The 25389-nt window shown below is 65.4% G+C and carries 12 protein-coding genes; 1 reads left to right on the top strand and 11 read right to left on the bottom strand.

Annotated features, from left to right (window positions below):
• The 3 genes from FIV42_RS26680 to FIV42_RS26670 all read right to left on the bottom strand — a co-directional run bounded on the left by FIV42_RS26680 (position 1) and on the right by FIV42_RS26670 (position 5958).
• Positions 1 to 1437, bottom strand: coding sequence for a dihydrolipoamide acetyltransferase family protein (locus FIV42_RS26680; RefSeq protein WP_141200642.1), 1437 nt, complete (start codon positions 1435 to 1437; stop codon positions 1 to 3).
• Positions 1438 to 1469: 32 nt separating this feature from the next.
• Positions 1470 to 4178 (bottom strand): pyruvate dehydrogenase (acetyl-transferring), homodimeric type, encoded by a 2709-nt coding sequence (gene aceE, locus FIV42_RS26675; protein WP_141200641.1) that lies wholly within the window; start codon positions 4176 to 4178, stop codon positions 1470 to 1472.
• A gap of 172 nt (positions 4179 to 4350) precedes the next feature.
• Positions 4351 to 5958, bottom strand: coding sequence for an FG-GAP repeat protein (locus FIV42_RS26670; RefSeq protein WP_141200640.1), 1608 nt, complete (start codon positions 5956 to 5958; stop codon positions 4351 to 4353).
• Between the two features lie 181 nt (positions 5959 to 6139).
• Here FIV42_RS26670 and FIV42_RS26665 point away from each other — a divergent pair, with 181 nt between their 5' ends.
• Positions 6140 to 8683, top strand: coding sequence for a hypothetical protein (locus tag FIV42_RS26665; protein ID WP_141200639.1), 2544 nt, complete (start codon positions 6140 to 6142; stop codon positions 8681 to 8683).
• Positions 8684 to 10238: 1555 nt separating this feature from the next.
• Here the strand turns inward: FIV42_RS26665 and FIV42_RS26655 are convergent.
• The 8 genes from FIV42_RS26655 to FIV42_RS26620 form a co-directional block, all read right to left on the bottom strand.
• Positions 10239 to 12035 (bottom strand): SLC13 family permease, encoded by a 1797-nt coding sequence (locus tag FIV42_RS26655; protein ID WP_141200637.1) that lies wholly within the window; start codon positions 12033 to 12035, stop codon positions 10239 to 10241.
• The gene (locus FIV42_RS26650; protein WP_141200636.1) at positions 12032 to 12895 is read right to left on the bottom strand and encodes an aminotransferase class IV; all 864 of its coding nucleotides are present in this window, start codon (positions 12893 to 12895) and stop codon (positions 12032 to 12034) included. Before FIV42_RS26650 ends, FIV42_RS26655 begins: the two co-directional genes overlap by 4 nt.
• The gene (locus tag FIV42_RS26645; protein WP_141200635.1) at positions 12888 to 14939 is read right to left on the bottom strand and encodes an MBL fold metallo-hydrolase; all 2052 of its coding nucleotides are present in this window, start codon (positions 14937 to 14939) and stop codon (positions 12888 to 12890) included. The genes FIV42_RS26650 and FIV42_RS26645 overlap by 8 nt, the downstream gene beginning before the upstream one ends.
• A gap of 47 nt (positions 14940 to 14986) precedes the next feature.
• Positions 14987 to 17155, bottom strand: a complete 2169-nt coding sequence (locus FIV42_RS26640) for an amylo-alpha-1,6-glucosidase (RefSeq protein ID WP_141200634.1) — start codon at positions 17153 to 17155, stop codon at positions 14987 to 14989.
• A gap of 61 nt (positions 17156 to 17216) precedes the next feature.
• Positions 17217 to 18356: a glycosyltransferase family 4 protein gene (locus tag FIV42_RS26635; protein ID WP_141200633.1), complete on the bottom strand. Its 1140-nt coding sequence runs from the start codon at positions 18354 to 18356 to the stop codon at positions 17217 to 17219.
• Between the two features lie 225 nt (positions 18357 to 18581).
• Positions 18582 to 22634: a protein kinase domain-containing protein gene (locus FIV42_RS26630; RefSeq protein ID WP_141200632.1), complete on the bottom strand. Its 4053-nt coding sequence runs from the start codon at positions 22632 to 22634 to the stop codon at positions 18582 to 18584.
• Between the two features lie 45 nt (positions 22635 to 22679).
• Complete coding sequence (locus tag FIV42_RS26625) at positions 22680 to 23345, bottom strand: hypothetical protein (protein ID WP_141200631.1); 666 nt, start codon at positions 23343 to 23345, stop codon at positions 22680 to 22682.
• Positions 23346 to 23480: 135 nt separating this feature from the next.
• On the bottom strand, positions 23481 to 25286 hold the full coding sequence (locus FIV42_RS26620) for a HEAT repeat domain-containing protein (RefSeq protein WP_141200630.1): 1806 nt from the start codon (positions 25284 to 25286) through the stop codon (positions 23481 to 23483).
• Between the last annotated feature and the right edge of the window lie 103 nt (positions 25287 to 25389).

Genomic DNA, 25389 nt, shown 5'->3' with positions numbered 1-25389 from the left:
CTATGCCTCCATCGTCAGGCGCATCGGATTCTCCAGCGTTTCGGCGATCCAGCGCAGGAACTTGGCGGCGTCGGCGCCGTCGACGGCGCGGTGGTCGTAGGTGATGCCCAACGGCAAGATCTTGCGCGGCTCGAACTCGTCGCCGTTCCACACGGGCTTGGTCTCCATGCGCCCGACCGACAAGATGGCCACCTGCGGCCATCCGACAATCGGCGTAAAGCGTGTGGTGCCGAGGCCGCCCAGATTGGTGATACTGAACGTCCCGCCCTTCATATCCTCGCGAGACATCTTGCGCGCCCTCGCTTTTCCGGCCTTCTCGCCTAGCTCGGCGGCAATCTGGACGAGCCCCTTGTCGTCGACATCCCGGAGCACCGGAACGAGCAAGCCCTCCTCGGTGTCCACGGCCACGCCGATGCTGACGTACTTCTTTCGCACGAGTTCCCCGCGCTCCACGTCGACGCTGGCGTTAAAGTCGGGAAACCGCTCCAGCGCGATGGCCGCGACCTTGACGAGAATGGCGGTCACGGTGAGCTTCCCGCCCTCTTCTTCGGCCTCCTCGGCAAACCGCGAACGAAAATTCTCCAGGTCGGTCACGTCGGCATCGTCGTATTGCGTGACGTGCGGAATCTTCTCCCACGACCGCGCCACGTTGTCGGCGGTCGCCCGGCGAATGGCGTTCATCGGCTCGCGCTCGACCTCGCCCCATTGCGAGAAGTCGGGCAGCTCGTCCTCGCGCGCTTGCTTCTCTCGCGACACGTCCTCGAGCAGGTTGCGCACGTGGCTCTTGATATCCTCTTCGGTCACGCGCCCACCATCGCCCGTGCCGGCAATCATGCTCAGCTCCACCCCGAGCTCCCGCGCAAAACGACGCACCGACGGTGACGCCGGCACCGGCTCACCGATCTTGGGTCGTTCGCGCTCCCGCGGCTGTTTGCGTTGACGTTCCCGGTCCCCTGACCGTGACCGTCTCTCGGCCTCCGGCTCCGGCTTCGGTTCCCGGCCACCGTCTTCCGGCTCCGGTTCCCGGCCCTCGGATTCCGGCTCCGGCTCCGGCTCCCGGCCACCGGCTTCCGGCTCCGACTCCCGGTCACCGTCTTCCGGCTCCGGCTCCCGGCCTCCGGCTTCCGGCTCCTGAGCTTCCTCTTCCTCCGCGTCCTCTCCCTTTTTCTTACTCTTCTCCTCATCTTCTTCCTCGCCCCCATCCTCCTCCAACATCATGATCACATCGCCACTCTGAATCTCATCCCCTTCATGGACGCGAAGCTCACCGACCGTTCCGGCGCTGGGCGCCGGCACTTCGGTGGTCGCCTTGTCGGTCTCCAACTCGAGGACCACGTCGTCGGCGTCGACGTGGTCGCCCTCGGAGACGAGCACCGACAGCACGATGCCCTTCTCGACTTGCTCTCCGAGTTGCGGAAGCTTGAATTCAGTGGCCACAGATTGCTCCTGTCGTACGAAGTGGTCGGGACTTACGAAGTCATCGGATTGGGCTTGCTCGGATCGATGCCGAGTTGCTCGATTGCTTTTTCCAGGCGTCCTTCGGGGAAGCGGTCCTCGGCGGCGAGGGCGCGCAGCGCGGCGAGGACGATGTGCTTGGCGTCGACCTCGAAGAAGTCGCGCAGCGCTTCGCGGCTTTCGCTTCGCCCGAGGCCGTCCGTCCCCAGGGCGACCATCTCGCAGGGGCAGAACCGACCCAGCGAGTACGGCAACGCCTTGACGAAGTCGCTCACGGCGACGACCGCGCCGGGCTCCTCGCCGAGCTTTTTGGTGAAATACGGTACCTGCTCCTCGTCGTTCGGGTGCAGCCGGTTGTGACGCTCGGCGTCGAGCGCGTCCTCGTAGAGCGCCTTCCAACTCGTCACGCTCCAGACGTCGGCGGTCACGCCGAAGTCGTCTTCGAGGATGCGTTGCGCCTCGAGCGCCTCGCGCAGCAGCACACCGCCGCCGAGCAATTGCACGCGGCGCACCTCGCCGGACTTGCGCGATGCGCGGTAGCGGTACATTCCGCGGATGATGCCCTCCTCGTCGACGCCTCTTTGGTCGGCATATTCGTCGCGACCGGGATGCTCGAAGTCCTCGTTGGCGACCGTCACGTAGTACATGACGTCCTCGCCGTTGACGTACATCTCGCGCATGCCGTGGCGGATGATCACCGCCAGCTCGTGGGCGAAGCAGGGGTCGTAGGCGCGCACCCTCGGGTTGGTGTAGGCGAGCAGATGACTGTGGCCGTCCTCGTGCTGCAACCCCTCGCCGTTGAGCGTGGTGCGCCCGGAGGTCGCGCCGATCAGGAAGCCTCGGGCGCGCTGGTCGGCGGCCGCCCAGATCAGGTCGCCGATGCGCTGGAAGCCGAAGATCGAGTAGAAGAAGAAAAACGGAATCGTGTTGAGTCCGTGGGTCGCATATGCCGTGCCGGCGGCGATGAACGAGCCCATCGAGCCGGCTTCGGTGATGCCCTCTTCGAGGATCTGACCCTGCGTCGACTCCTTGTAGGACTGCAACGTATTGGCGTCTACCGGCTCGTATTGCTGCTCCTGCGCCGAGTAGATACCAGCCTGAGGAAAGAGCGCCTCGATGCCGAAGGTGCGCGCTTCGTCGGGCACGATGGGCACGATGAGCTCGCCGACTTTGTCGTCTTTGCGCAGGTCGGCGAGCATGCGCACGGCGATCATCGTGGTGGTCGCCGGCCGGCCGCCCGAGCCGTTCTCGATGACCTTGTCGAAGATGGCATCGTCGGGCATCTCGAGCGGCGGCGCCTGCACTTTGCGGCGCGGCACGTAGCCGCCGAGCTTCTCGCGGCGCTCCTGGACGTATTTCACCTCACGACTGTCGTTCGCCGGCCGATAGAACGGCGCGTCGGCGAGCTGGTCGTCGCCCACAGGCACGTTGAATCGGTCGCGAAACTGGCGAAGGTGCGCCTCGTCGAGCTTCTTGGTCTTGTGGGCGATGTTGAGGGCCTCGCCCGCCTCGCCGAGCCCGTAGCCCTTGATGGTGTGCGCCAGAATGACCGTGGGCCGCTCGCTCTCTTCGGCCGCCCGAAAGGCGGCAAAGACCTTCTTCATGTCGTGGCCGCCGCGGCCACGAGCGAGCGCGTCGAGCTCGTGCTCGGACATACCCTCGACCATCTGCTCGAGCGCCGGGTCCTTGCCGAAGAAGTGCTCTCGCAAGTACGCCCCGCCCTCGGCGGCGTAGCGCTGCCATTCACCGTCGACAGTCGACTCCATGTGGTCGGCCAACACCCCGTCGACATCCTTCTCCAAGAGCTCGTCCCACGCGCTGTCCCACAACAGCTTGAGGACGCGCCAGCCAGCGCCCATGAAGACCGCCTCGAGCTCCTGGATGAGCTTGCCGTTTCCGCGCACCGGCCCGTCGAGGCGCTGCAGGTTGCAGTCGATGACGATGTTGAGGTTGTCGAGCTCCTCGAGCGCCGCGATGCTCAGCGCCCCGCGCGCCTCGGGCTCGTCGAACTCCCCGTCGCCGCAGAAAGCCCAGACGCGCCCGGCGTTCTCGACCATTCCGCGGTTCTCGAGGTAGCGGTCGAAGCGCGCCTGATAGATCCCCATCAGGGGCGACAGCCCCATCGAAACGGTCGGAAACTCCCAGAAGTCGGGCATCAACCACGGGTGCGGATACGACGACAGACCTCCTTCGGGCTGCAGCTCGCGCCGGAAATTCTCGAGCTGCGTCTCGTCGAGACGGCCTTCCAGAAAGGCTCGCGCGTACACGCCCGTCGAAGCGTGGCCCTGGAAGTAGATCTTGTCGGGGCCTTCGGGATGATTCTGGCCGCGGAAGAAGTGGTTGAACCCCACCTCGAAGAGCGTGCTCATCGACGTGTAGCTGCCGATATGGCCGCCGATGCCCTCGAGCCGCCGGTTGGCGCGCACGACCGAGGCCATAGCATTCCAACGCACAATATTGAGGATGCGCTCTTCGAGTTCCGGGTCGCCTTCGAACTGGGCCTCGTCGCCCGGAGGGATGGTGTTCAGGTAGGGAGTCTTGAACTGGAAGGGAAGCTCGACGCCGCGGGCGGCCGCGCGCTGCTGCAATTGGCGCAGCATCTTCTCGGCGGTCTCGACGCCCTCGCGCTCGATGATGTCGTCGAGGGCGGCGAGCCAGTCGCGAATTTGCGCACGTTCGCGCTCGCGACGAGCCCTTTCGGAACTCTCGTTTGGTTCGGCCACAGTCTCTCACCTGCGTTTGTCGATAGCTTTTACAACTACCCAAACGCTAGGGACATCTGTGGCAAAATCAATGCGTGCGTACTCAGACCCGACTTCATGCCTTCGGAGGCGGCGCTTCCAGCGCTGGTCGCTTCTGCTACCAGACCTGGAAGATCTGCCTCCACAGGGAGGGTCAGCTCAGGCGTCGGCGGACGCCGATGAGCGCGACCAGCGCCACGAAGATGCCGGCTGCGCTGCCAGGCGTACTGCCGACGCTGCTGCAGGCGCAGCCTTCGTCTTCCGGCTCCCCGTCGTCCTCGGGCACGCGGCCGCCCGCATCTGCCTGGCTGCCCGCGTCGTCGCCGGCGTCAGCCTCCACACCGATATCCGAGTTCACGTCGGCTCCGGTGTCCTCGGGCGTGCCGGTATCGGCCGACGGACCGGTATCGACGCCGATGTCGGCGCCCGCGTCCACCCCAGCATCCGGGCCGGCGTCAGGCCCCGCGTCCACGCCGGCGTCTCCGCCCGTGTCGGCGATGAGCCTGAACATATAGACCGAGCCCTCCGAGATGATCGTCGTCGCGCCGACCGCAAAGGTGTCGGCGTCGATGGCCACGGAGCTTCCGAACAGGTCGTCGTCGCCCAGCGCCGGCAACGCGAGCTTCTGCGACTCGGTCCACTGCCCGGCGTTCATCTCGAACAAGTAGACTACGCCGGAGTCGGTGCCGCGTGCGTCTGCACGCTCGGCACCGACGAGAAGCGCGTCGGCCGACAGGGCGACCGTGCGGCCGAAGGCGTCGCCTGCCGCACCGCCCGAGCCGACCAGGGTCGACACCAAGCCCCAGTTGTCCGCGCCGCCCTCGTCGCGACCGTATACGTAGGCCGCGCCCGACTCGGCGACACCGCCTTCGGCTGCATCGGCGCCGACGACGAGATAGTCCGACGCAATCGCGACCGCGTCGCCGAAGTCGGGGTTGCTCGCCGTGGCGGGTGCGCTCAGCTTGGCGACGTCGCCCCAGAAGTCCAAGCCACCTTCGTTGCGACCGAAGATGTAGACGGCGCCGTCGTTCTCGCCGTTGGCCGTGTCGTCATCGGCCGCGACCACGAGAGTGTCGCCTTCGAGGGCGACGCGCTTTCCGAACTGGTCGTTCAGTCCGGTGTCGTCGGGGGCGAGCTTGACCGTCTCGCTCCAGGTGCCGGCGTCGCGCTCGAAGATGTAGACCGCGCCGGAGTCGCTTCCGTTGTCGTCGTCGCCGCTGGCGCCTACGACGAGCGTGTCGCCTTCGAGGGCGAGTGATCGGCCGAAGAAGTCGTTGTCGGCCGCGTCGGAAGCGGCCAGCGAGGTGACCTCGCCCCAGGCGTCCGCCCCGCCCTCGTTGCGCGCGAAGACGAAGACCTCGCCGGTGCGAGCGCCCGCGCCATACTCGCGGGGCGCGCCGAACACGACGGTGTCGCCGTCGATGGCGACCGCCTGGCCGAAGTTGGACAGGTTGTTGTTGCGCGAGGGCGTCAGCTCGGCGACCTGCCCCCAGGCGTCGGCGCCGCCTTCGTCTCGGGCGAAGATATACGCCTTGCCCTTCTGGGTGCTGTGGTGCGGCGCGCCGACGACCATCAGGTCTCCGTCGACGGCGACGACCGCGCCGAACTCGTCGTCGGCGTGGACGTTGTCGGAGGTGACCTCGGCGTCGCTCGCGATCGTGGTCGCGTCGGCAGAAGCGGGTACGCCGACGAGGGCGGCGGCGCCAAGCGCCAAGGCAAGGAGGCCGCGCTTGGCGGCGTGGGGACGGCTCATTTCAAACATCTTGCAGCTCCATTAGTTGCAACAATCAGGTCGACTACTTGTCTACACCCGAGCAGCTTAGCAGCGCGTGCTCTAGCGCCAACTTGCAGCACCTTGCAACACCTTACAGTTGTTTCTCGACGCGCGTATCGCTAAGAGTGTGTGCTCGCTCCGAGCCGGGAATCACGCCCTTCTGGAACCGATGCCGACGACCACGACAAGCCCCTCCATTCGAACCGGCGAACTCGCCGAACTTCGCGCCGCGCTGCGTGGCCCGAGTCGCCTCGTCAGCCTCGTGGGCCCGCCGGGCGTCGGGAAGTCGTGGCTGGCCGAGGCCGCGCTCGACGCTGACGACGAGCTCGGCTTCGATACGGTGCTCGAGAGCCTGCCGAGCGAAGGCGGCCTCACACACGGCACCAAGACAGTCGTGTTCCTGGACGACATCGACGGAGCGCCTTCCGAGTCTCTCACAGGCGATATCGCCCACTGCCTCGAGGCCTTCCCGGGCCTGACTGTATTGACGGCCGGCCGCTTCCGATTTCACGCACCCGACCAACACCTCATCGCGCTCGACGTCCTCGCCCACGACGAGGCCATCGCCCTATTCGAGCAGGCGGCGGCGCAGTGGCGCCCGGGCTTTCGCGTCGACGACACCAACCTCGACACCATCGCCGCGCTCGTCGACGGGCTCGACCGTCTCCCGCTGGCCATCGAACTCGCCGCGGCGCGCACGAGCATTCTGACGCCCCGACAGATGCTCGACCGCCTCGACCGGCGCTTCGACCTGCTCGCAAGCGACGCCGGCCGAAGCCTCCGAGACGCCCTCTCCGGCTCTTGGCAGACGCTCGACGAGCTGACCCGGGCGACCGCCGCTCAACTCGGCGTGTTCCGTGGAAGCTTTACGCTCGACGCCGCCGAGCACGTCGTCAACGCCGGCCCGCAGGGGCCCTCGACGCTCGACGTGATCCAGCGCCTGCTGCAGCGCTCCTTGCTCTCGGTCGTCGAGCCGACCGCGTCGCATACCGTGCGCTACAGGTTCCTTAATAGCGTGCGGGACTTCGCCCAGATGCAGTTGCAGGAGGCCGGCGACGCACGGCCGGCGGAGCGCCGCCACGCCGCCTTCTTCGCCGACGCGGCACACACTTACCGAACCACGCGCCTGGGCGTCGACGACTTGGCCGCCCGACGGGCGATGTCGCTCGACCTGCCCAACTTGCAGACCGCCCATGCGCGCTTTCGCGACGACGAGGACGCCCAACTGGGCCACGAGTTGTGCGTCGCACTCGCCGACCTGCTCATCGCCCGGCGCGCCTTCGACGAGGCCGCCCAGGTCCTGTCCGAGCTTCCGGCGAGCGACGCCGCATCCCGCGAGATCCGCGCGGAGGCCGCATACCTTCGCGCCACGCTGGCCATCGTCGACGGCGACTTCGAGGAGGCCGAAGCTCTCGCAGACCGCGCTTCGACGCTGCTCGCCGGGGTCGACACGTGCCACGTGACCGGGTGGCTCGCGCACCTGGAGGGCTATTTGGCCTCGGTCGCCGGGCGTGCGACGGACGCCCAACAGTCCTACGAGCGTGGACTGCAGACCTACCGCGAACTCGGCTTCGACTACGGCGTCGGGCTGTGCAGCACCGAGCTCGGCCGCATCGAGCGAGACGGGGGCGACCTGGTGGCCGCCTCGCGCCTGTTGCGCCGCGCCCTCGACCTGCTCGAGCCCACCGGAAACGACACCGCGACGAATCGCGCCCGCGCGCTGTATGGGCTCGCCCTGGCCGATATGGGCGAGACCGACGCGGCCATCGACGAGCTCGAGCGGTGCGTACGGGTCAACCGCGAGCTCCCGCCGAGCCAGGTCGAGCCGACCGTGCCCGGCTGCGCGGGCTTTCTGTACTTCGAGTTAGGTGAGCTGGAACGCGCCGATGAACTCTTCGCCGAGCAACTCGAGCTCATCGACGCGCAGGGCTACGCGGGCTATCGCGCCAACGCCCTGCTCGACCGCGGCATCTTGGCCCTCGAGCGCGGCGAGGTCGGCCAGGCTCAGTCTCTGTGCCGCGACGCCCTCGAGCTGTCAGCGCGCGGCGAGTCGATGAGCGGCTTTTCGACGTTGAGCGCCGCGCAGAGCTGCTTGGCCATCGTCCACGCGGTGCGCGGGAACTTCGCCGAGGCGAGGAAGCGACTCGAGGGCGGCGCGCCCGACCAGCCCAACGGGTTATACACGCTGGCCGCGGCGGCGGTCGGGCTTTTGGAAGCCCGACACGCACGCGAAGGCGGCGAGCTCGCACAGGCCGAGCGTCTCGAGCGACGCGCCCGAGCGCGGCTCGACGAGGAGGCGATGCTGTCGGAATCGGCCGGCGGCAATCGCGTACAGCGCCTGTCACTGCGCCGCACCATCGCCCAATGGCACGACGCACCGGCCCCGACGACCGGACCGGTCCTCGAGCTCGACGAGCAGGCGCGGTGGTTCGTCTTCGACGGCGGCGAGCGCGTCGACCTGTCGCGGCGCGGCTCGATGCGACGCCTACTCTTGCACCTCGCCCGCACCCACCTCGACGCCCCCGGCACCCGCTCGACCACCTTCGAGCTTCTCGACGCCGGCTGGCCCGACGACACGGTCTCGGTGGAGGCCGGCACCAACCGCGTCTACACGACAATGAGCCGACTGCGCGGCCTCGGCCTCGAAGAGGCTATCCGCACTGACGACGAGGGTTATTTCGTCGACGAGTCGGTGGTGGTTCGCTGGCAGTGAGGCCGTGGATAGGAGAGTTGGTGCCGATCACGGTTCCGGGTGTCGGTCGCCGGATGCCGGTGGAGTCGTTTCACGTGGTTCTTGTGTCGGGTGGAGGTTCTCGAGCCGCCAAAACTGCTGCACGACATGTCGGGTTGATGCTCTGGCGTTGAAAAACCCCGGCACGACACGTCCGGTTGGCCTTCTGGCGTTGAAAAACCCCGGCACGACACGTCCGGTTGGCCTTCTGGCGTTGAAAAACCCCGGCACGACACGTCCGGTTGGCCTTCTGGCGTCGAAAAACCCCGGCACGACACGTCCGGTTGGCGTTCTAACGGCGAAGAAACAGCAACCGGACGTGTCGGGTTGCTGTTCTCGACACAAAAATCCCCGACTCGGCACATCGAGTCGGGGTTTTTCATGTCCAGCGCAAGCGAACGCCTCGACCGGCTCGGGGTCGGAGTTCGGCGCAGGATCGCGCGAGGGCTGGTAGATGGCGCTCAGCGGCGGCATCAATTGAGATAGGTCGAGCGTATAGGACTCGGAGGCTTCCGGGGAGTCATTTTTGAGCGCGAACAACGGTCCCTACATGCTGCGAAGTGGGTCCATTGTGCGAGATTGTGGGGGTGAGGCAAGGAGGGGGGCGGGTGCGGTCACGGGTACGGTCTCGGTCTCGGGTGCCGGTCACGGGTGCCGGTCGCCGGGTGCCGGCCGCCGTGACCGTGACCGTGACCGGTGCCGGAAACCGTGATCATGACCCGTGCCGGAAACCGTGACCGTGATCGGAGCCGGACACCGTGAACGTAACAGCGCCCAAAAGAGCGATCCCGCCCCCAGCACCCACCAAAGCCCGATCTACAAAATAATCCGCAACAAATCCGCAAATCTCGCGATAACCGTATTGAGGGCCCCGAACGCGTCGTCTCACCCAGCGCCGCGTTCGAGTTCGGCCCTCAGGGATGCGCACCCGTTGACGAGATGACACTTCGGCCTGGCCCATACCTCCTGCCGAGCCGCCCCACGCGGGCGTCGGAGCGAGGCGGGCGGAGGCAGCGCCAGGGTACGTCTTGGTTGGTCAATGGGGGTGGGTCCGTGGGACCCAGGGGGAGGGATCATATTTGCAACTCTGTTCATACTCGCAAGTCGCGCGCGCGAGGCGGGCGGGGTCACGGCCACGGAGCCGGTCACGGTCTCGGCCTCGGTCTCGGACACGGTTACGGGGCCGGATGCCGGTCGCCGGATGCCGGTCTACGGTCTCCGGATGCCGGTCTCCGGGTGCCGGACACCGTGACCGTGACCGTAGCCGTGACCGTAGCCGTAGCCGTCTCACCATGGCGAAAGCGCACTACCGGGTCGGGGCGCGCGGCGTCCTCGCCCGCCCTGGGGCGTCCCCGCCCCAGCTTGCGTGTCTTCGGCAAGGCGCATGCCTTGCTCGAACACATGCGGGGCCCGAGACGGACCCCGGCGGCCGGGGACGACCGCGCCCCAACCGTCAATGCGGCGCATCAACTAAGGTGTGCGGGATGGTGAGACGGGCACGGTCACGGAGCCGGTAACCGGTCGCCGGGTTTTGGCCTTACACCCCCCAAAACAACGCAATGCCGCCGACGGTCACCACCGACATCACCAACTGCAGGGGCGCGCCCAAACGCACGAAGTCGCTTACGCGGTAGCCGCCCGGCCCATACACGAACAAGTTGGTCTGGTAGCCGACCGGCCCCAAGAATGCGGTACTCGCGGCGAACATCACCGCCAGGACGAAGGCGAAGGGGTTGGCGTCGATATAGCCGGCGGTCTCGACGGCGACCGGGATCATCAACAGGACGCTGGCGTTGTTGCTGATGACCTCGGTGATCAGTCCGGTGGCGATGTAGAAGAGCCAGAGGACGACGATCGTGGGCAGGACATAGGCGCTGGAGGCGAGCAGTTGGCCCAAGTACGAAGCGGTGCCGGTTTGTTCGAGCGCGATGCCCAGCGGGATGATGCCGGCGAGTAAGAAGATCACGCGCCAGTCGACCGCGGCGTACATCTCGGAGGGGCGAAGCACGCCGGTCAGCACCATGGCGACGACGCCGGCGAGTGCGCTGACGACGATGGGGACGAGGTCTGCGGCTGCAAAGCCGATGACGCCGAGGATAATAGCGTACATCCACGGGCGCTTCTCTCGCCGGAACGCCTCGCGCTCCTGCTTGACGAGCACGACGACGTCCTGGCTTCGCTGCATCGTCTCGACGCCCTCGGGGGTCGTCTGCACCAACAGCGTATCGCCGCCGGCCAAGGTCTGGCGGCTGAGACGCTCTCGGATGGTCTCGCCGCCGCGTCGAATGGCCAGGATAAAGGCGTCGAAGCGTTCGGCGATCTTCGACTCGGCGACCGCCTGCCCCTCGAGGCGCGACCCGGAGGGGATGACGAGTTCGACGACGCTGTTGAAGTCGCCCGCGGTGATGATTTCGTCGGGCGTCAGCTCCGGGGAGGTGAGCGCGTCGATGCCTTCGACGGCCATCAGCTCGTCGAGGCGGCGCCGGCTGGCGTGCACCAGGAGCATATCGCCCGGCTGAAGGGTGTTATCGCGATACGGGTGGTCGTATTTCTCGTCGCCTCGAATCAAGGCGAGCACGTCGACGCGCAGCTTCTGGATCTCGAGCCACTTCCCCACCCGCAGGCCGATCATCGGCGCGTCTTCACCTACGCAGACCTCCGTCAGATAAGGCCCGACGGCGTACTCCTCGAGATAATCCTCCCGGGGCTTGATGCGCTCGGGCAATAGCTTTGGCGCAGCAAAGATCAGGTACACGGCGCCCACGACGAGCACGATGAGGCCGAGATGGGTGAACTCGAACATCCCCATGCGGTGGTCCAGCAGACGCGCGGACAGGTCGGAGGCGAGGATATTCGTCGAGGTGCCGATGAGGGTGAGCATGCCGCCGAGCATCGAGGCGTACGACAGAGGCAGGAGCAGCTTCGACGGCGAGATCTTGGCCTTGTGGGCCATGTCGTTGACCACCGGCATCAGCAGCGCGACGACCGGAGTGTTGTTCATCAAGCCGGAGATGGGCCCCGACATGCCGATGGTGGCGGCCAGGTGGCGCCGCTCGCTCGTGTTCACCACTTTGCTGAGTCGACGCCCCAGGCTCTCGACTACGCCGGTGCGGCGCACGCCCTCGCTCAGGATCAGCATCGCCAAGACGGTGATGGTGGCGGGGTTGGAGAACCCGGAGACGGCCTCCAGGGGTCCGATCTGCGTCCACGGCTCGAGCAGTACCAGCAGGACGAGCACCAGCAACGCGGTGACGTCGATGGGAACCGGCTCGAACACGAAGAGCACGACGGCCACCGCCACGATGACCAACACGATGAGCATGCCGGTGGTCATGACATTTGTCGCAGGCGATCCTCGACCAACTCGTCGTACGCCTCTTGGAACTCGCGCGTGATCGAGCCGACCTCGCCCGAGCCGACGGCGGTGCCGTCGACTGCTACGAGGCCCTGCACCTCGGTGAGCGTGCCGGTGACGAAGAGTTCGTCGGCCGAGCGCAGTTGCTCTTCGGTCAGCGGGCGAAGCTCGCAGTCGTAGCCGAGCCGCTCGGCCAACTCGAGCACGTCACGTCGCGTCGTGCCCGACAGAATCCTCGGCCCCTCCGGCGCCGTTTGGAGCGCGCCGTCGATGATGGCGAAGAGATTGGTGCTCGTCCCCTCCCACACGTGCCCGTCGGCGTCGTGGTAGAGCGCCTCGTAGACCCCGGCCTTGTGAGCGCGCTGCCCCATCAAGACCTTGGGCAACAGGTTGATTGATTTGATGTCGTTGCGGTCCCAGCGGATATCCTCGACCAAAATTGCCTCGACGCCCGTGTCGCGAAACTTGTCGGCGCCGCGGCGCACGCGCTCGACGCTGACGAAGAGCGTGGCAGGGGTCTCGGCCGGATAGGCCGATTTGCGCGGCGCGGCACCGCGGGTGAGCTGCATGTAGAGCATCGCGTCGCTCAGCCCCGACGCGTCGAGGAGTTCGTCGACGATACGCTCGAGGTCGGCCTCGGAGGGAATGTCGCACAGCTCGATCTGCCTGGCGCACCGGCGCAGTCGCTCGATATGCGCGCCCAGGCGGTGGGGGCGGACGTCATAGACCCGCGCGACGTCGTACACCCCGTCGCCGAAGATGAAACCTCGGTCTCGAACGGGCACTTTGGCCTCGTCGACGGGTACGATCATTTCGTTGAGGTAGGCGAGTTCAGGCATGTTCGGTCCTCTCTCGTTCGCTGGTCTGAGGAAGTTGAGAGCGCAACCGCCGCGCAATGGCTGCCGGGATGATGACGTCTGGGAATACCTCCAGAATCTCGGCGTACAGCAGCTCCGGTGCCTCTTCGTAGCGCGCCGAGAAATGAAACGGCACCAGCCGCTCGACGTTGGCCTCGCGGGCGATCTCCGCGCAGGCCTTCGTCGTCAGGTGCCGTGCCATCTCGGCGATCTCGGCGTCGTCGCGTCGAAAGGACGCCTCGCAGATGAGCACCTTGGCCCCCTGCGCCAAAGATATGATGCGCTCGCGGTTGGTCTGGGTATCTGCAAAGTCGGTCGCGTAGACAATCTTGTCGCCCGGGCGCTCGATGAGCAGTCGCTCGGCGAGTCGGCCCACCGCTTCGGTCGAACCGTCGCGAAGCTCCACGAGGTCGTCGTCGGCGCCCACCGCCGCCTTCTGCTTGAGCTCGCCGAGCCAATCGCCCGGCGCGTAGCGCCCCTCGAGGCGGTCGGAGCGCACCGCGTAGTTACTCGTCTCCTCGAGCGCGTAGGCGAGCACGGTCGTGCCGTGTTCCACCGAGCAGGCGCGCACGCGAAAGCGCGGCTCGACGAGCAACTCGCCGTCCTCGATCGTCTCGACGCCCAGGTCCTCGCGCGCGCCGATGGCCGCCTCGATGCGGGTGCGGCGAAGCTCGTCGCCGTCGAGCTCGCCCACCACAAAGGTCGGGCCCTCCCCTTCGCCGATGCGGTCCCAGGTAAAGGCTCCCACCATCGCCTCGACCTGATCGGCCAGCCCCGGAGGCCCCCAAACTCGGCACGTGTCGTTGACGTGCACCCAGCGACGCACCAGGTCGACGAAGCCGGCGAAATGATCGAAGTGAGCGTGGGTCACGAAGGCGTCGGAGACGCGGTGGAGAAGCTTGGGAGGCATCCGCCCCACTTCGCCCATGTCGAAGAGCAACCCTCGCTTGCCATGCCGAAAACGCGCATACACGCAGGGGTCCTCGAAGAGGCCGCCGACCACGGTGACGTCGGCAAAGCTGATGCGCGCCGACATCGCTCCACCCGGGTCGACTTCGATGATCGGGCGCGGGCGCTGCTCGAAGGCCGGGCCAAGGCGCACCGCTCTGGCCGGCTCGTTGGCGGTCAGCGCCTCGGAGCTCGTCGCGTCGGACGCGGTGCGCAGCTGGCCGCGGTCGTTTCGGCGGGCGTCACGGGCCACCAAGCCGGCGATGCGGTCGACCTCGACGGGGGGCGCGCGCAAGACGAACTCGACCCCGTTGAACTTGGCGATTTCGGCGAGGGCGAGTGTGCGGCCCTGCCCGTCGAGCAGGCCGAGTTGACGACCCGGCCACGCGGGCGCGTCGTCGAGCGACGGGTGGCTGCCCGTCACAGGCAAACCGGCGGCGAGGCGAATCGTAGTCGCGTCTTGCAGGTAGGCGTCCCAGCGGGCGGTGCGCGCCTCGGCGCGTTGGTTGCCCGTGGCAGAAGAAGCATGCGGGGAAGGTCGGACGTGCACACAGCGCACGCCCAGCGCGCGCAGGTCATCGAGCGCGTCGGGCTCGTCGGCGCCCGGTGCGAGTACGATGGCCGTCGTCGCCCCGCACGCCTCGGCGAGCGCCGGTAAGAGTTCGCGCGCGGCCACGCCGCGATGGACTCCCGGGGCGTCGACGAGCAGCGTCTGCTCGTCGACCTGTTCAGTCAGCCGATGATGATTGAGCCTATGGACGGCGGTGACGACGGGCAGTCGGTATCGCCCGGCGTTTAGCGTGGCCAGCGCTTCGAGGCGCTCGAGCGACCACTCCTCATCGGCGCGCCCGGCCAGGGATACGGCCCCCGGCGGCCCGAAGACGGGGCTTCCCGGGTCGGCGCAGATCGCTCGAAAGCGCTGGTCGCGCGAGGCGAGGATATCCGCCATGCGCGTCATCAGCGTCGACTTACCGCTGCCGGGGCGGCCGACAAAGAGGACGACGCTGCCCGGCTCGACGAACGAGTCGACCAGGCGCGCGGGAGAATACTCGTGCATCTGCGAACGATCTGAGGCCATGGGCCATCCGAGTCATAGCACCCGTGAACGCTCCCCATCCCGGGAGCTTACTTCACCACCATGACTTCGACTTTGCCACGTCGTCGCAGAATCTGCACGCCTACGTCCTCCTGGTAGCGCTCGAAGAGCAAGTCGACCTCGGCGTCGCCGACCTTGAGGCGGTGCATGCGAAGCGTCTCCAAAAATGGCGGCAGCCGCGGGTTGTGCAGCTTGATGCGACCCTCGCGCCCGTCGATGAAGAGGCCCAGCACCGAGTCGATGAGCAAGGAGACCCCGCCGGCGGCCCACGCCTGCGGCGCACACGCCACCGGATACAGCGTCGGGCCCTCGCTGGGGCGCCGCTCGAAGCCACAGAAGAGTTCGGGCAGGCGGTTGAGCTCGAAGTAACGCGACGCGTCGTACAATCCCTCGAGCACCCGCGCGGCCTCGGCTTTAAACCCGTAGCGAGCCAGGCCGGCGGCGATCATCGTGTTATCGTGCGGCCACACCGATCCGTTGTGATACGAGATGGGGTTGTAGCGTGCCTCGGTCGACGGGATCGTGCGAATGCCCCAGCCGGTGTAGAAATCGTCGCTGAGTAGCTGGCGCGCGATCAGTTGGGCCTGCCGAGGCGAAGCGATGCCACTCAACAGGCAGTGGCCGGCATTCGAGGAGCGCACCCGACACGGGTTCTTCTCGCCGTCGAGGGCGAGCACGAACGTCTCGAGCTCTTCGTCCCAGAAGTCTTTCTGGAAGCGCTCGCGCAACGCCTCCGCCTCGCGGTGCTGCTGCTCGGCATAGGCGTCCTCACCCAGCGTGCTCGCCACGATCGCGGCTGCACGACGCGCGGCGTACACATATCCCTGCACCTCGCACAGGGCGATGGGCGCGTCCGCCAGGCGACCGTCGGCGTGGAAGACCGAATCGTCGGAATCCTTCCATCCCTGCTGCCGCAGACCTTTGGCGGTGCGACGGCCATACTCGACGTAGCCATCGCCATCGCGGTCGCCGTGGTTGTCGATCCAGTCGATCCCGTTTTGAATCGCCGGCCAGATCCCCTTGATGAACTCGGTGTCGTTGGTGCGCCTCAAGTACGCGCCGGCCAGCGAGATGAACAGCGGCGTCGAGTCGATGCTGCCGTAGTAGTGGCGAAATGGCACCTCGCCGGTATTCGACATCTCGTCGTGGCGGATCTCGTGCAGGATCTTGCCCGGCTCGGCGTCGCGCGCAGCGTCCGAGAAGTCGGCCTGCGTGGCCGCCAAGTAGCCGAGCACGCCGCGGGCGACCTGCGGGTTGATGTTGAGCACCTGGTACGCCGTGATCAGCCCGTCGCGCCCGAAGATGGTGTTGAACCAAGGGGTTCCGGCGTAGGGATAGTCGCCGTGCTCGGTCTGGGTGATGAGCATCTGCAGATCGGCGTCGGCACGGGTGACCAGGTGGTTGAAGAAGGCGTTGGAGGTGTCCAACCGGCACCGCTCGACGCGCTCGTCCTCGAGTCGATTGGTCAACTCGGCGTGCGCCTGCCGATAGCCGGCCGGCCGCGCAAAATAGAACTGGCTGGCATCATCTTGCGGATGCGACGCGCACTGCACCGAGTAGGTCAACTCGGTGCGCTGGTGCGGGGCGATCTCGAACTCGAAGTAGGCGTGCCCTTCATTGAGGTCGGTGGGGCGCTGCACGAACGTCACGCGCGTCAGGCGCCGCACGTCGTCGAGACCGTCATAAGCATAAACCACGTCGACGTCGCTCACCTCGGGCTCGAGCACCTCACCGCGCGCCTCCCGTTCGGTGCCGCGGATCTCGAACATGTCGGCAAAGTCGGCCAGAAAATGCACCGACAGCGGCACGCAGATGTGCTGGTCACTGTAGTTGTGCAGCCTGATCTTCTCGTGACAGGTATCCGCCGTCACGAATTTGCTGCGATGGATATGGATGGTGTCCGAGGGCACGCGCGCGTCCGGCTCGGTGAGCTCGGGGTTGGTCAAGTCGGCGGTCAGCAGCGCGTTGTCCTCTTTGATCGTCGAGCTGAGCAGGATCGGCTTTTGCCCCCACAACCGCAGCTCGAGCTTGGACAGGTGACGCATGTCGTCATTGTAGAGACCGTGCGCCCCGGTGCCCCAAGACATGATATCGCCGACCTCGTCGAACACCGCGAACAGGTTGGAGTGTTTGAGCACCCGGGTGCGCGCGGTGTTCAACAAATTGGTCGTCAGGATATGGAAATCTTTTTCCTTCATCGTCGACGGCCTCTGGTAGGACTTCGATGAACGACTCGAGTCGAGTTATCGGACCGGTGATTCAGCGGAACAGATCGCTGCGCTCGGAGGGCGAGGCGCCGTCGCCCGACTGTCTGCGTACCCGCGGCCTGGGCATCCTCGCCCCGGTCAGCGCCGCCGAGTGGTAGCTGAGCATCACTTCGCGGTAACAGGTCACGTAATCGCGAGCCATGCGCGGGGCCGAGAAGCGCCGCTCGAAGGTCTCGCGCACCGTGCCGCGCTGGAGGGTATCGAGACGCTCGACCGCCTCGATGGCGTCGTCGACGCCGTCGCACACAAAACCGGAGACGCCATGGTCGACCACCTCGGGGATGGAGCCCCGGCGTCGGGCGATCACCGGGGTGCCGCAGGCCATCGCCTCGATCATTGCCAGTCCGAACGGCTCGGGCCAATCGATCATGAAGATGAACGCGGCGGCGTTGCCCAAGAACTCGCGCTTTTCATCTTCGCCGATCTCGCCGACGAACTCGATGAGGTCGCCGTCAACCTTGGGCTCGATGTGACTCTCGAAGAAGGCGCGGTCGGCCTCGTCGACCTTGGCGGCGATCTTGAGAGGCATTCCGGTCTGCTTGGCCACCTCGATGGCGTCGGCCAAGCCTTTCTCGGGCGACACACGACCGACAAACGCCAAGTAATCGCCGCCCAGCGGGTCGTAGTCGTACAGGTCGATCGGTAAGCCGTGGTAGATCGTTTGGACCCAATTGGCCTGGGGCAGCGGGCGGCGCTGATTGTACGAGATCGACACCAGCGGCATGTCGTTGAATTCGTTGTACAGCGGGCCGTACTCGGGCAGGTCCATGCGCCCGTGCATCGTCGATACGATCGGCTTGTGCATCCGGCGCATCGCCGAATAAGGAAGGTAGTGCACGTGGTTGTGCACGATATCGAAGTCATCGATGCGCCCATAGACCTTCTCGAGCATCATCATGTGCCAGACCAGCGGGTCCTGGCAGTCGGGATCGGTGCGCAGCGCTTTGGGGCAGCAATCGACCAGCTCGGCGCTCGTCTCGGAGTCCCCGCTCGCAAAGAGGGTGACGTCGTGGCCCTGCCCCACCAATTCCTCGGCTAGATACGAGACCACCCGTTCGGTGCCTCCGTACATGTTGGGCGGTACGCTCTCGGCCAAGGGTGAGACCAGTGCGATGCGAAGCTTCGAGGCCATAAGGTCCTCCAATCTATAATGAAACCGTGCCGACGCAGCGTCGGCAGTGCGGCTCTTGGATGTGTAGACGAAACGCCGCCGTGAACCCGTCGAAAGGGCTCTGTTCAGGCGGCACCTCGTGCCAGTCGCTCGAGGGACGGGCACGCTCGAAGCTAAGCACGTGCCCGTGTTGGCAACTCGGGAGTGGGAGGACGCTGGCGCGTTGTGGCGCGCCCAGGCTGGGGTTTAGCCGAGCGCCTGCTTGAGGCGCTTGATGTGGATGGAGAGTTCGGCCAGGCCTTCGTACCAGCCGATCTCCTCGGCGATGGAGCGGGCCTTTTTGAAGTACTTTTTGCTCTTTTCGAGCTGGTTGGTCTGCATCGAGGTGATGCCCTGGTTGGTCAAGATTCGGCTCTGGTTGAGCAGATCGCCGACACCTTCGGCCGCCTTGCGGGCGTTATCGAAGTAGTTTTCCGCACGTTTGACGTCACGCATGCTCAGGCACAGCGCGCCCAGGTTCGACAGTACGCGGACCAGGCCGCGGTGGTCTTCGATTTGCTGCGCCCGCTGCAAGGCGGTGTTGAGGAATTGCTGGGCCTTCTGGAAGTTCTTTTGGCGAATGAACAACGTGCCCAATTGATTGTAGGCGGTCCAAAACAGCTTGCGATCGTCCGGGTCGCTCAAGTCGAGTTGACCGATCTGCTCGACCTTTTGAGGCACCTGGATGAGCACGTCGGCGGCTTGGCCGAGCTGGTTCTGCTTCTCGAAGACCTGAGCGATAGCCAAGAGCGCCTTGACCTCGGACTTCAGATCCCCCTTCTCGACGGCGCGCTCGTTGAGGCGTTGCAGCGCGTGGATGCTCTTGTCGATGCTGCCCGCTTCGAGCCCGGTCATGCCGATCTCGTAGAGCAAGTCGTCGTGGCATTCCTCGGGCAAATGCTCGAGCTCGGGAAGATCCTCGATCATGCGCTGGGCGTCTTCGATGCGCCCCGACTCGCGCAGCGCGACCAGAAGCTGGGTCTGCACTTTGACGCGCACCTCGGCGGTCGCCGCAGTCCCGGACTCGTCGAGCAGATCAATCGCCTCTTCAAAGTGCTCGATCGCGCCGGCGTAATCGTAAAAGTCGAGCAGCATCTCGCCGCCCTGACGCAGGTAGTAGGCCGCGCCTTCGAGGCCTTCGACCGAGCGATAGTGGAAGGCGAGCATCAGCGGCACTTCAATGGGGTCGACCGCGGCCACTTCGGGGGCACTCTCCAAAAACTCGATGACACGCGAGTGAATCTCGATGCGCGTCTCGTCGGGCAGCCGATCGTAGACGATCTTGCGCAGAGCGCGCGGGTTGAACGCCAAATTGATGCGGCCCACCGAGTCGTAGCGCGCCGAAAGCATATTATGCGCAACGAGCTCCTCGAGGTTTTGTCGCGGATTGAGGTGCGACGGCGTGATCTGGAAGAACCACTCCTCGCGGAAGCTCTCGCCCAGAACCGAGGCCAAACGCAACAGGTCGCGTAACTCGTCGGTCAGATTATCGACTCGCTCGGCCAAAAGCTCGTGCAGGCTCAGCGGCACGCCGGCCTGGTCGAGTCCGTCGATATCCATCAGGCCCTCGGGGCCCGAATTGCGCCGAATGGAGCGCACGAGCTCCTTGAGGAAGACCGGGTTTCCGCTCGATCGCATATGGAGCTGCTGGACCATGCGCATCGGCGGGGTGTGACCCAAGAGCTGAGAGATGAACTGCTTCGACTCGCTCTCGGTAAAACCGCCGAGCTGCAAGACCTCGAAGTTCCCCGGAAGTCCGTGATCGCGAATCGAGGCGTGGATCCGCCGCGTCACCAGCACCATCACCGGCATCTTCTGGATGCGCGAGATCAGCCCGTCCAAAAACTCGACGGTCGGCTCGTCGTCGACCGGCACGTCGTCGATAGCCAGAATCACCGGCCCCTTCTTGAGGGCAAAGCGCACCATTTTATGCAGCAGCGCAGCGGTAAAGTGCGAGAACTCCTGCTGCGAGTGCCACGGCACGGTGATTTCACGGCCGCTCAAGTCTTTCTCGAGATACAGCGCCACCACATCATCGACGTGCTGGGTCAGGCCGATGCTCTCGCAGGCCTTGCGCACCAAACGCGATGGGTCGCGGTAGGTCTCGGCGATCTTTCGGATCCAGACACGCACCGGCGCCAGGGCTTGCTGGCGCTGCGATTCGTCCTCGCCGACCATGAAGGCCTGCCACTTGCCGTCGCCCTGGGCCTCGACATATTTCTCGATAAACTTCGACTTACCGACGCCCATCTCGCCCAAGATGGCTACGCCGCCGCCGACCTTGTTTTTGACGTCGGCCGCCCGGCGCGAAAGCTGGTCGTAGACTCCCGGGCGAGGCACGTAGATGTCGAGATCATCGAGCTCTTCATCCTCGGCCTCCATGGTCGCCGCGGTCTTGGTGATCTTGAGAACCTCGGCGGCCTCTTTGCCCCCGATATTTCGCGGCGCGTCGAATTTGACTTGCGAGCGCGTGGCGTCGGCGATCGATTCGTCGGCGTAGACCGCCGCTTGCGTCGACTTGCCTGCGATGGAGATCGCGCGGTCGATGGCGTCGCCGTAGGCATTTCCATCTTTGGCCTTCGAGATGGAGACGTCCCCGTAGACCAGGCCGATGCCGATATGCTCGGCGCCGTGAGGCAGCTCGCGGAGCCGCTTCTGGATTTCGACGGCACATTCCAAGGCGCGCACGTTGTCGCCGACACGCGCACGACGCGCACCGAACAAAATCGTGAACGTACCGCCCAAGAAGCTGTCGATCTCGCCGTCGAAATGGTCGACGACTTCTTTGACGACGGCGGCCTCCTGGCGGCTTCGACGGGCGAGCTCTTCAGCGTCGACCCCTTCGCGTTTCTTCGAGCGTTGCTTGAGGGCGAGCACGGCGACCTTACGCTTCTCGCCGAGCAGGCTTCCCTTGAGCTCTTCGACGCTGAAGGTCTGGTCGAGCACCGAGGTCCCCGCCGCCACACTCGTGCCCATGCGGCCAGTGTCCGAGCCGAAGCTTCCCGAGCGAGTAAAGAGCGCGCTGGCGCTCGTGGCGCTTGTCTCGCCGGTGTCGGCCGGTCCCGTATGACCGGTGCGGTTCATCGTGCCCGAGCGCGACAGCATCTGCGAGGACTGCAGGTTACCCGACTGGCCCTGCACCAGCCCGCTATCAGCCAGCGAGCCGGTGCCCGCGCCCGTGTTGCCAGTGTCGTCGTACAGGTCGAACCCGCCGCCGGCGGGCCCGTGCTCCTCGAGCTGGCGCGCCGCTTTTTGCAGCGCCTTGCGCATGTGGTCGGCCGACTTGAAGCGCTCGTTGAGGTTGCGCTCCATCGCCTTCATGACGATCTGGTCGAGGATCTTGGGCACCCCGTCGACGTGGCTCGACGGTGGCTGCAGCGGCATCTGCATGACCCGGCCGATGATGCTGACGGCGTCTTTGTCGTGGAAGATCCGCTTGCGGGTGAGCATCTCGTAGAGGATGACGCCCAGCGACCACAGGTCACTTCGCCCGTCCAGATCTTTGCGCATGATCTGCTCGGGGCTCATGTAGTCGAACGTGCCGACGATGTTGCCTTGCTGGGTATACGGCCCGACCTCCATCCCCGGCTCTTTGACCTTGGCAATACCGAAGTCGAGGACCTTGATGAAATCATTCTGTCCGGCGACGCGCTCGACCATGATGTTGGCCGGCTTGAGGTCACAGTGGACAATGCCCGCTTCGTGAGCCGATTCGAGCGCATTGAGCGTCTGAATGCCGATCTGACAGATGCGGACCGGGTCGAGCGGAAACTCCTTTTTGATGATCCGCTTGAGCGTCTGCCCGGGCAGGAACTCCATGACCAGGAACAGCGTCCCGGTCTGCTCATCTTTGCCGAAGTCGACGACGTTGATGATGTTCGGGTGGCGAAGCATATTGATCGCCTTCACCTCCCGCATGAAGTAGTGCTCGCCCTCCGGGTTGCTGTCGCTGAGCTTGAGGATTTTGACGGCGACCTCACGCTCGAGCGGGTACTGGGTCGCCACGTAGACGTTACCCATGCCGCCTTCGCCGACCTTCTTTTCGAGCTCGTAAGTCCCCTTGAGCCGCCGACCGATAAAGGGGTCGTCCGACTTTTTCTTCTTCGGCGTCGATTGCGGCGGGGCGGTACCGGTGCCGCTCGGAGCAGCCTGCGAAGCCGACAACGAGACCGATCGCCCGGTGTTCTCGTTGGTCTCTTCGTCGGGGGCCACCGGCTGGATACCGTTGGTCAGATCTGGGATATGCTCTTCGTCACTCATGTAGTGCTTCCGGCTCGAAGCGAGGTTGGCGGTCAGCGCGCCGCCCTACTCTTTTTTGTTCATCAACTCGGCGATAATCGCTTCGCGCTTCTCGCGCTCTTCGGCGATCAGATCCTCGACGGTCTGCTGCAGGGCCGACTCGTTGGCCTCGAGCCACCCAAACGCCCCGTCGACCTTGTCGCTCGAACGCACCAGCATCACGTGCCACTCCTCGGTCTTTTTGTCCGCTTTGAGCACGTACTCTTGGCCGGCGCGGGTGACCACTTTGGCAGCCGAATCGTCCTCGGCGACCTTGAGCTCGTCGATATCGGAGCCGACTTTGATGGCTTGTTCGTCGGGAAGGTTCTTAGGCTGGAAGACCTTCATGAACAGCCCTTTGCCGCCATCGACCTCATCCAACAGGATCGTGCCCGATTGTTTGCGAGCGATCTTGTGGTCGGTCTGCGGAAGGTAGCGCTCGATGGTCTCGTCCATCTCCTCGAGCTGCTCGTAGCGCTGCTGAAAATAGGCTTTGGTGGTGTCGTCGGTTCGTTTCCACACCGTCTCGGCGTCGCCTTTGAGGAGCGCGTTTCGAAAGATGTAGTAGGCCCCTTCCGGCTCGGTGGGGTCGAGTTCGTCTCCACAACCGACGGCGAGAGCGACGAGCGTGGCCGCCACCAGCGCCATGGCAGCGCGCGCGAACCGCCCGGTAAAAGCGTGTCGATGCAACATTTAAACCCGGCTCATGATGATAATCAGGGTGCTATCTTTGAAAAATTCTACCCCGTCCGTCCGAGCATGTAAACCGGCGGCTTTCCTCGCAGAGTGGCCTGTTGGGTGGAGGCGACAACTGACGACAACGCCGGCCTACCGAAGCGTCGACAGCTCCTGCGGAATCGGCGGAGCGCCGAAGCGTCTCCACCTGCGCTCGAACCAGCGGCGCCAATAGAAGTTTGCGTCGTGCTTGGGCCAGCTCAAACTCGCCGGCTCACGACCCGAGATGCGCATCAGCACGCGCTGAGCGTTGTAGCTGAGGTGATCGGCGTCCGCGACCGCGCGGCACAGGTCCCACACGTGCTTGACGCTCAAACGCTCGACCTCGTAGCCGGCGTCCTTGAAGCCGCACGCCAACCAATCATCGCGGCCCTTGTCGCCGTTCTCCTCGTACCACGTCTGCCAGCGCGTCGCGGCTTCGGCGGCGAGTGCGTCGTCGCGAAACTCCGCGTCTTCGGCATGGCGGTGGTTGGTCAGGATTCGAAGGGCGCGCGCGGCGCTCAGGCGCACATCGGCGTGGTCGCTCTGCAGCGCAGCGATCAGATGGGGTACAGGCTTGGCGCTCTCGGTGTGGACGAGCGCCTCGGCGACAAATGCGCGTGCGTCCGTTTCGAGAGCACCGGGGAGCTCGATGGGCCGAGGCGACTCGAGTTGCGCCGCCAGCGCATCCATGGCCGTCCTTCCGCCGAGCTCGCCCAGCGCGCCGATCATCTCGACGAGGGCCTGGGCGTCCTCTTCTTTCGCAAGTCTCTCCGCAATGGCCTTGTCGCCACGACCGAGTTGACTGAGAACGCGCGCCGCCGCGGCACGCACCTGTGGGTTGTCGTCGTCAAGACGCGCAGCAATCTTTCCGGCGTGCTTTCGCGCTTTCAGAAGCGCGAGCCGGCGAACGGCTGCCAGCCGCACCGAAGCGTCGGTCGCCCCGAGCGCCACCAACGCTGCTTTGGTCGCCTTTCGCTTCGACCTCCAGTGCGACTCGTAGCCGGAGAGCTTGCGCCCGTAGTCTCGGCACCCCGAAGCCACGTCGATCTCGGAGCAGTAAATCCGAATATGAAAGTGGTCGTTGTGCGGAAGCGCTCCCCCGGGCTGGTGAAGTAGCACTTCAGCTTTTTCGATGGTGTCACTCGAAGCGCCCTGCTCGTGCGCCGCGTCCAAGATCATGCGCTTGAGCGGCTCGGAGATGAAGATGTACTGCAACTGTGCCGCATCCGACTCGATCATCCCTTCGACGAGCGCCCAGTTTCGGGGCGCGTCGAACACGAATGTCCCTTCCTCACCTTCGTAGCGGCCGTTTTCGTCGAGCGGCAACAGATCGGGCGGCGCTACCGGATCGCCGGCCTCGTCGACCACGAAGAAGCCGAGGTCGCCGTCGCGGCCCGAGTTATGCGACACCGAATAGGGGATATCCCCTCCACCTTGCGCGCTGAAATTGCCCAGATGGAGCACGGTCCCCGGAAACTCCTTGGCCACGTGCGCCCCGGCGCTCTCGAGCAACGCGAGCATCTGGTCGGAGGTGTAGTTGAGCCCGCGGGTGTATTGGACCGATAGCGTCTGCAGGTGCGGGTGAGGCTGGGGGATGCGCTTGGCGTTGATGAGCCAGCCGTGGGTGACGTCGGCCACCGAACGGCTCGCCTCTTGCGACTCTCCGGGCAGGAAAGGAAAAGCCGGCTGTCGCTGCTCGACGTCGGGCATCGCCCAGAACTCGCCGGCAGGCTCGGGGGGCGGCACAAACGGCGGCGGTTGCGGCGCCCGCTCGACTCGCAGATCTCCCGAGTGCGCAGTCGGGTCGGGCTCCTCGACGCTCATTTGGGTCGCGACGCTGGCACAAGCCGCCACAAAAAGCGCAGCGCTGACCACGAGCACAACGCGTCGGACCCGATTGTCTCCAGGTAACTTCATTCGGCGACACCGGATGGGGATGTGATAGAAGCTAGGTTCTTCTGTAGCCGAAACGGTTGATCCTCACCGTTTCATTCCCGGTGCCGCCACGATAGCAGCTTTA

It is taken from the genome of Persicimonas caeni, assembly GCF_006517175.1.
GTDB classification, from domain to species: domain Bacteria; phylum Myxococcota_A; class Bradymonadia; order Bradymonadales; family Bradymonadaceae; genus Persicimonas; species Persicimonas caeni.
This window is presented reverse-complemented; position numbering and strand designations above follow the sequence as displayed.

Coding starts and splice junctions, on each gene's coding strand:
- FIV42_RS26670 (WP_141200640.1), bottom strand. CDS start 5,958: ATGTTTGAAATGAGCCGTCCCCACGCCGCCAAGCGCGGCCTCCTTGCC.
- FIV42_RS26665 (WP_141200639.1), top strand. CDS start 6,140: ATGCCGACGACCACGACAAGCCCCTCCATTCGAACCGGCGAACTCGCC.
- FIV42_RS26655 (WP_141200637.1), bottom strand. CDS start 12,035: ATGACCACCGGCATGCTCATCGTGTTGGTCATCGTGGCGGTGGCCGTC.
- FIV42_RS26650 (WP_141200636.1), bottom strand. CDS start 12,895: ATGCCTGAACTCGCCTACCTCAACGAAATGATCGTACCCGTCGACGAG.
- FIV42_RS26645 (WP_141200635.1), bottom strand. CDS start 14,939: ATGGCCTCAGATCGTTCGCAGATGCACGAGTATTCTCCCGCGCGCCTG.
- FIV42_RS26640 (WP_141200634.1), bottom strand. CDS start 17,155: ATGAAGGAAAAAGATTTCCATATCCTGACGACCAATTTGTTGAACACC.
- FIV42_RS26635 (WP_141200633.1), bottom strand. CDS start 18,356: ATGGCCTCGAAGCTTCGCATCGCACTGGTCTCACCCTTGGCCGAGAGC.
- FIV42_RS26630 (WP_141200632.1), bottom strand. CDS start 22,634: ATGAGTGACGAAGAGCATATCCCAGATCTGACCAACGGTATCCAGCCG.
- FIV42_RS26625 (WP_141200631.1), bottom strand. CDS start 23,345: ATGTTGCATCGACACGCTTTTACCGGGCGGTTCGCGCGCGCTGCCATG.
- FIV42_RS26620 (WP_141200630.1), bottom strand. CDS start 25,286: ATGAAGTTACCTGGAGACAATCGGGTCCGACGCGTTGTGCTCGTGGTC.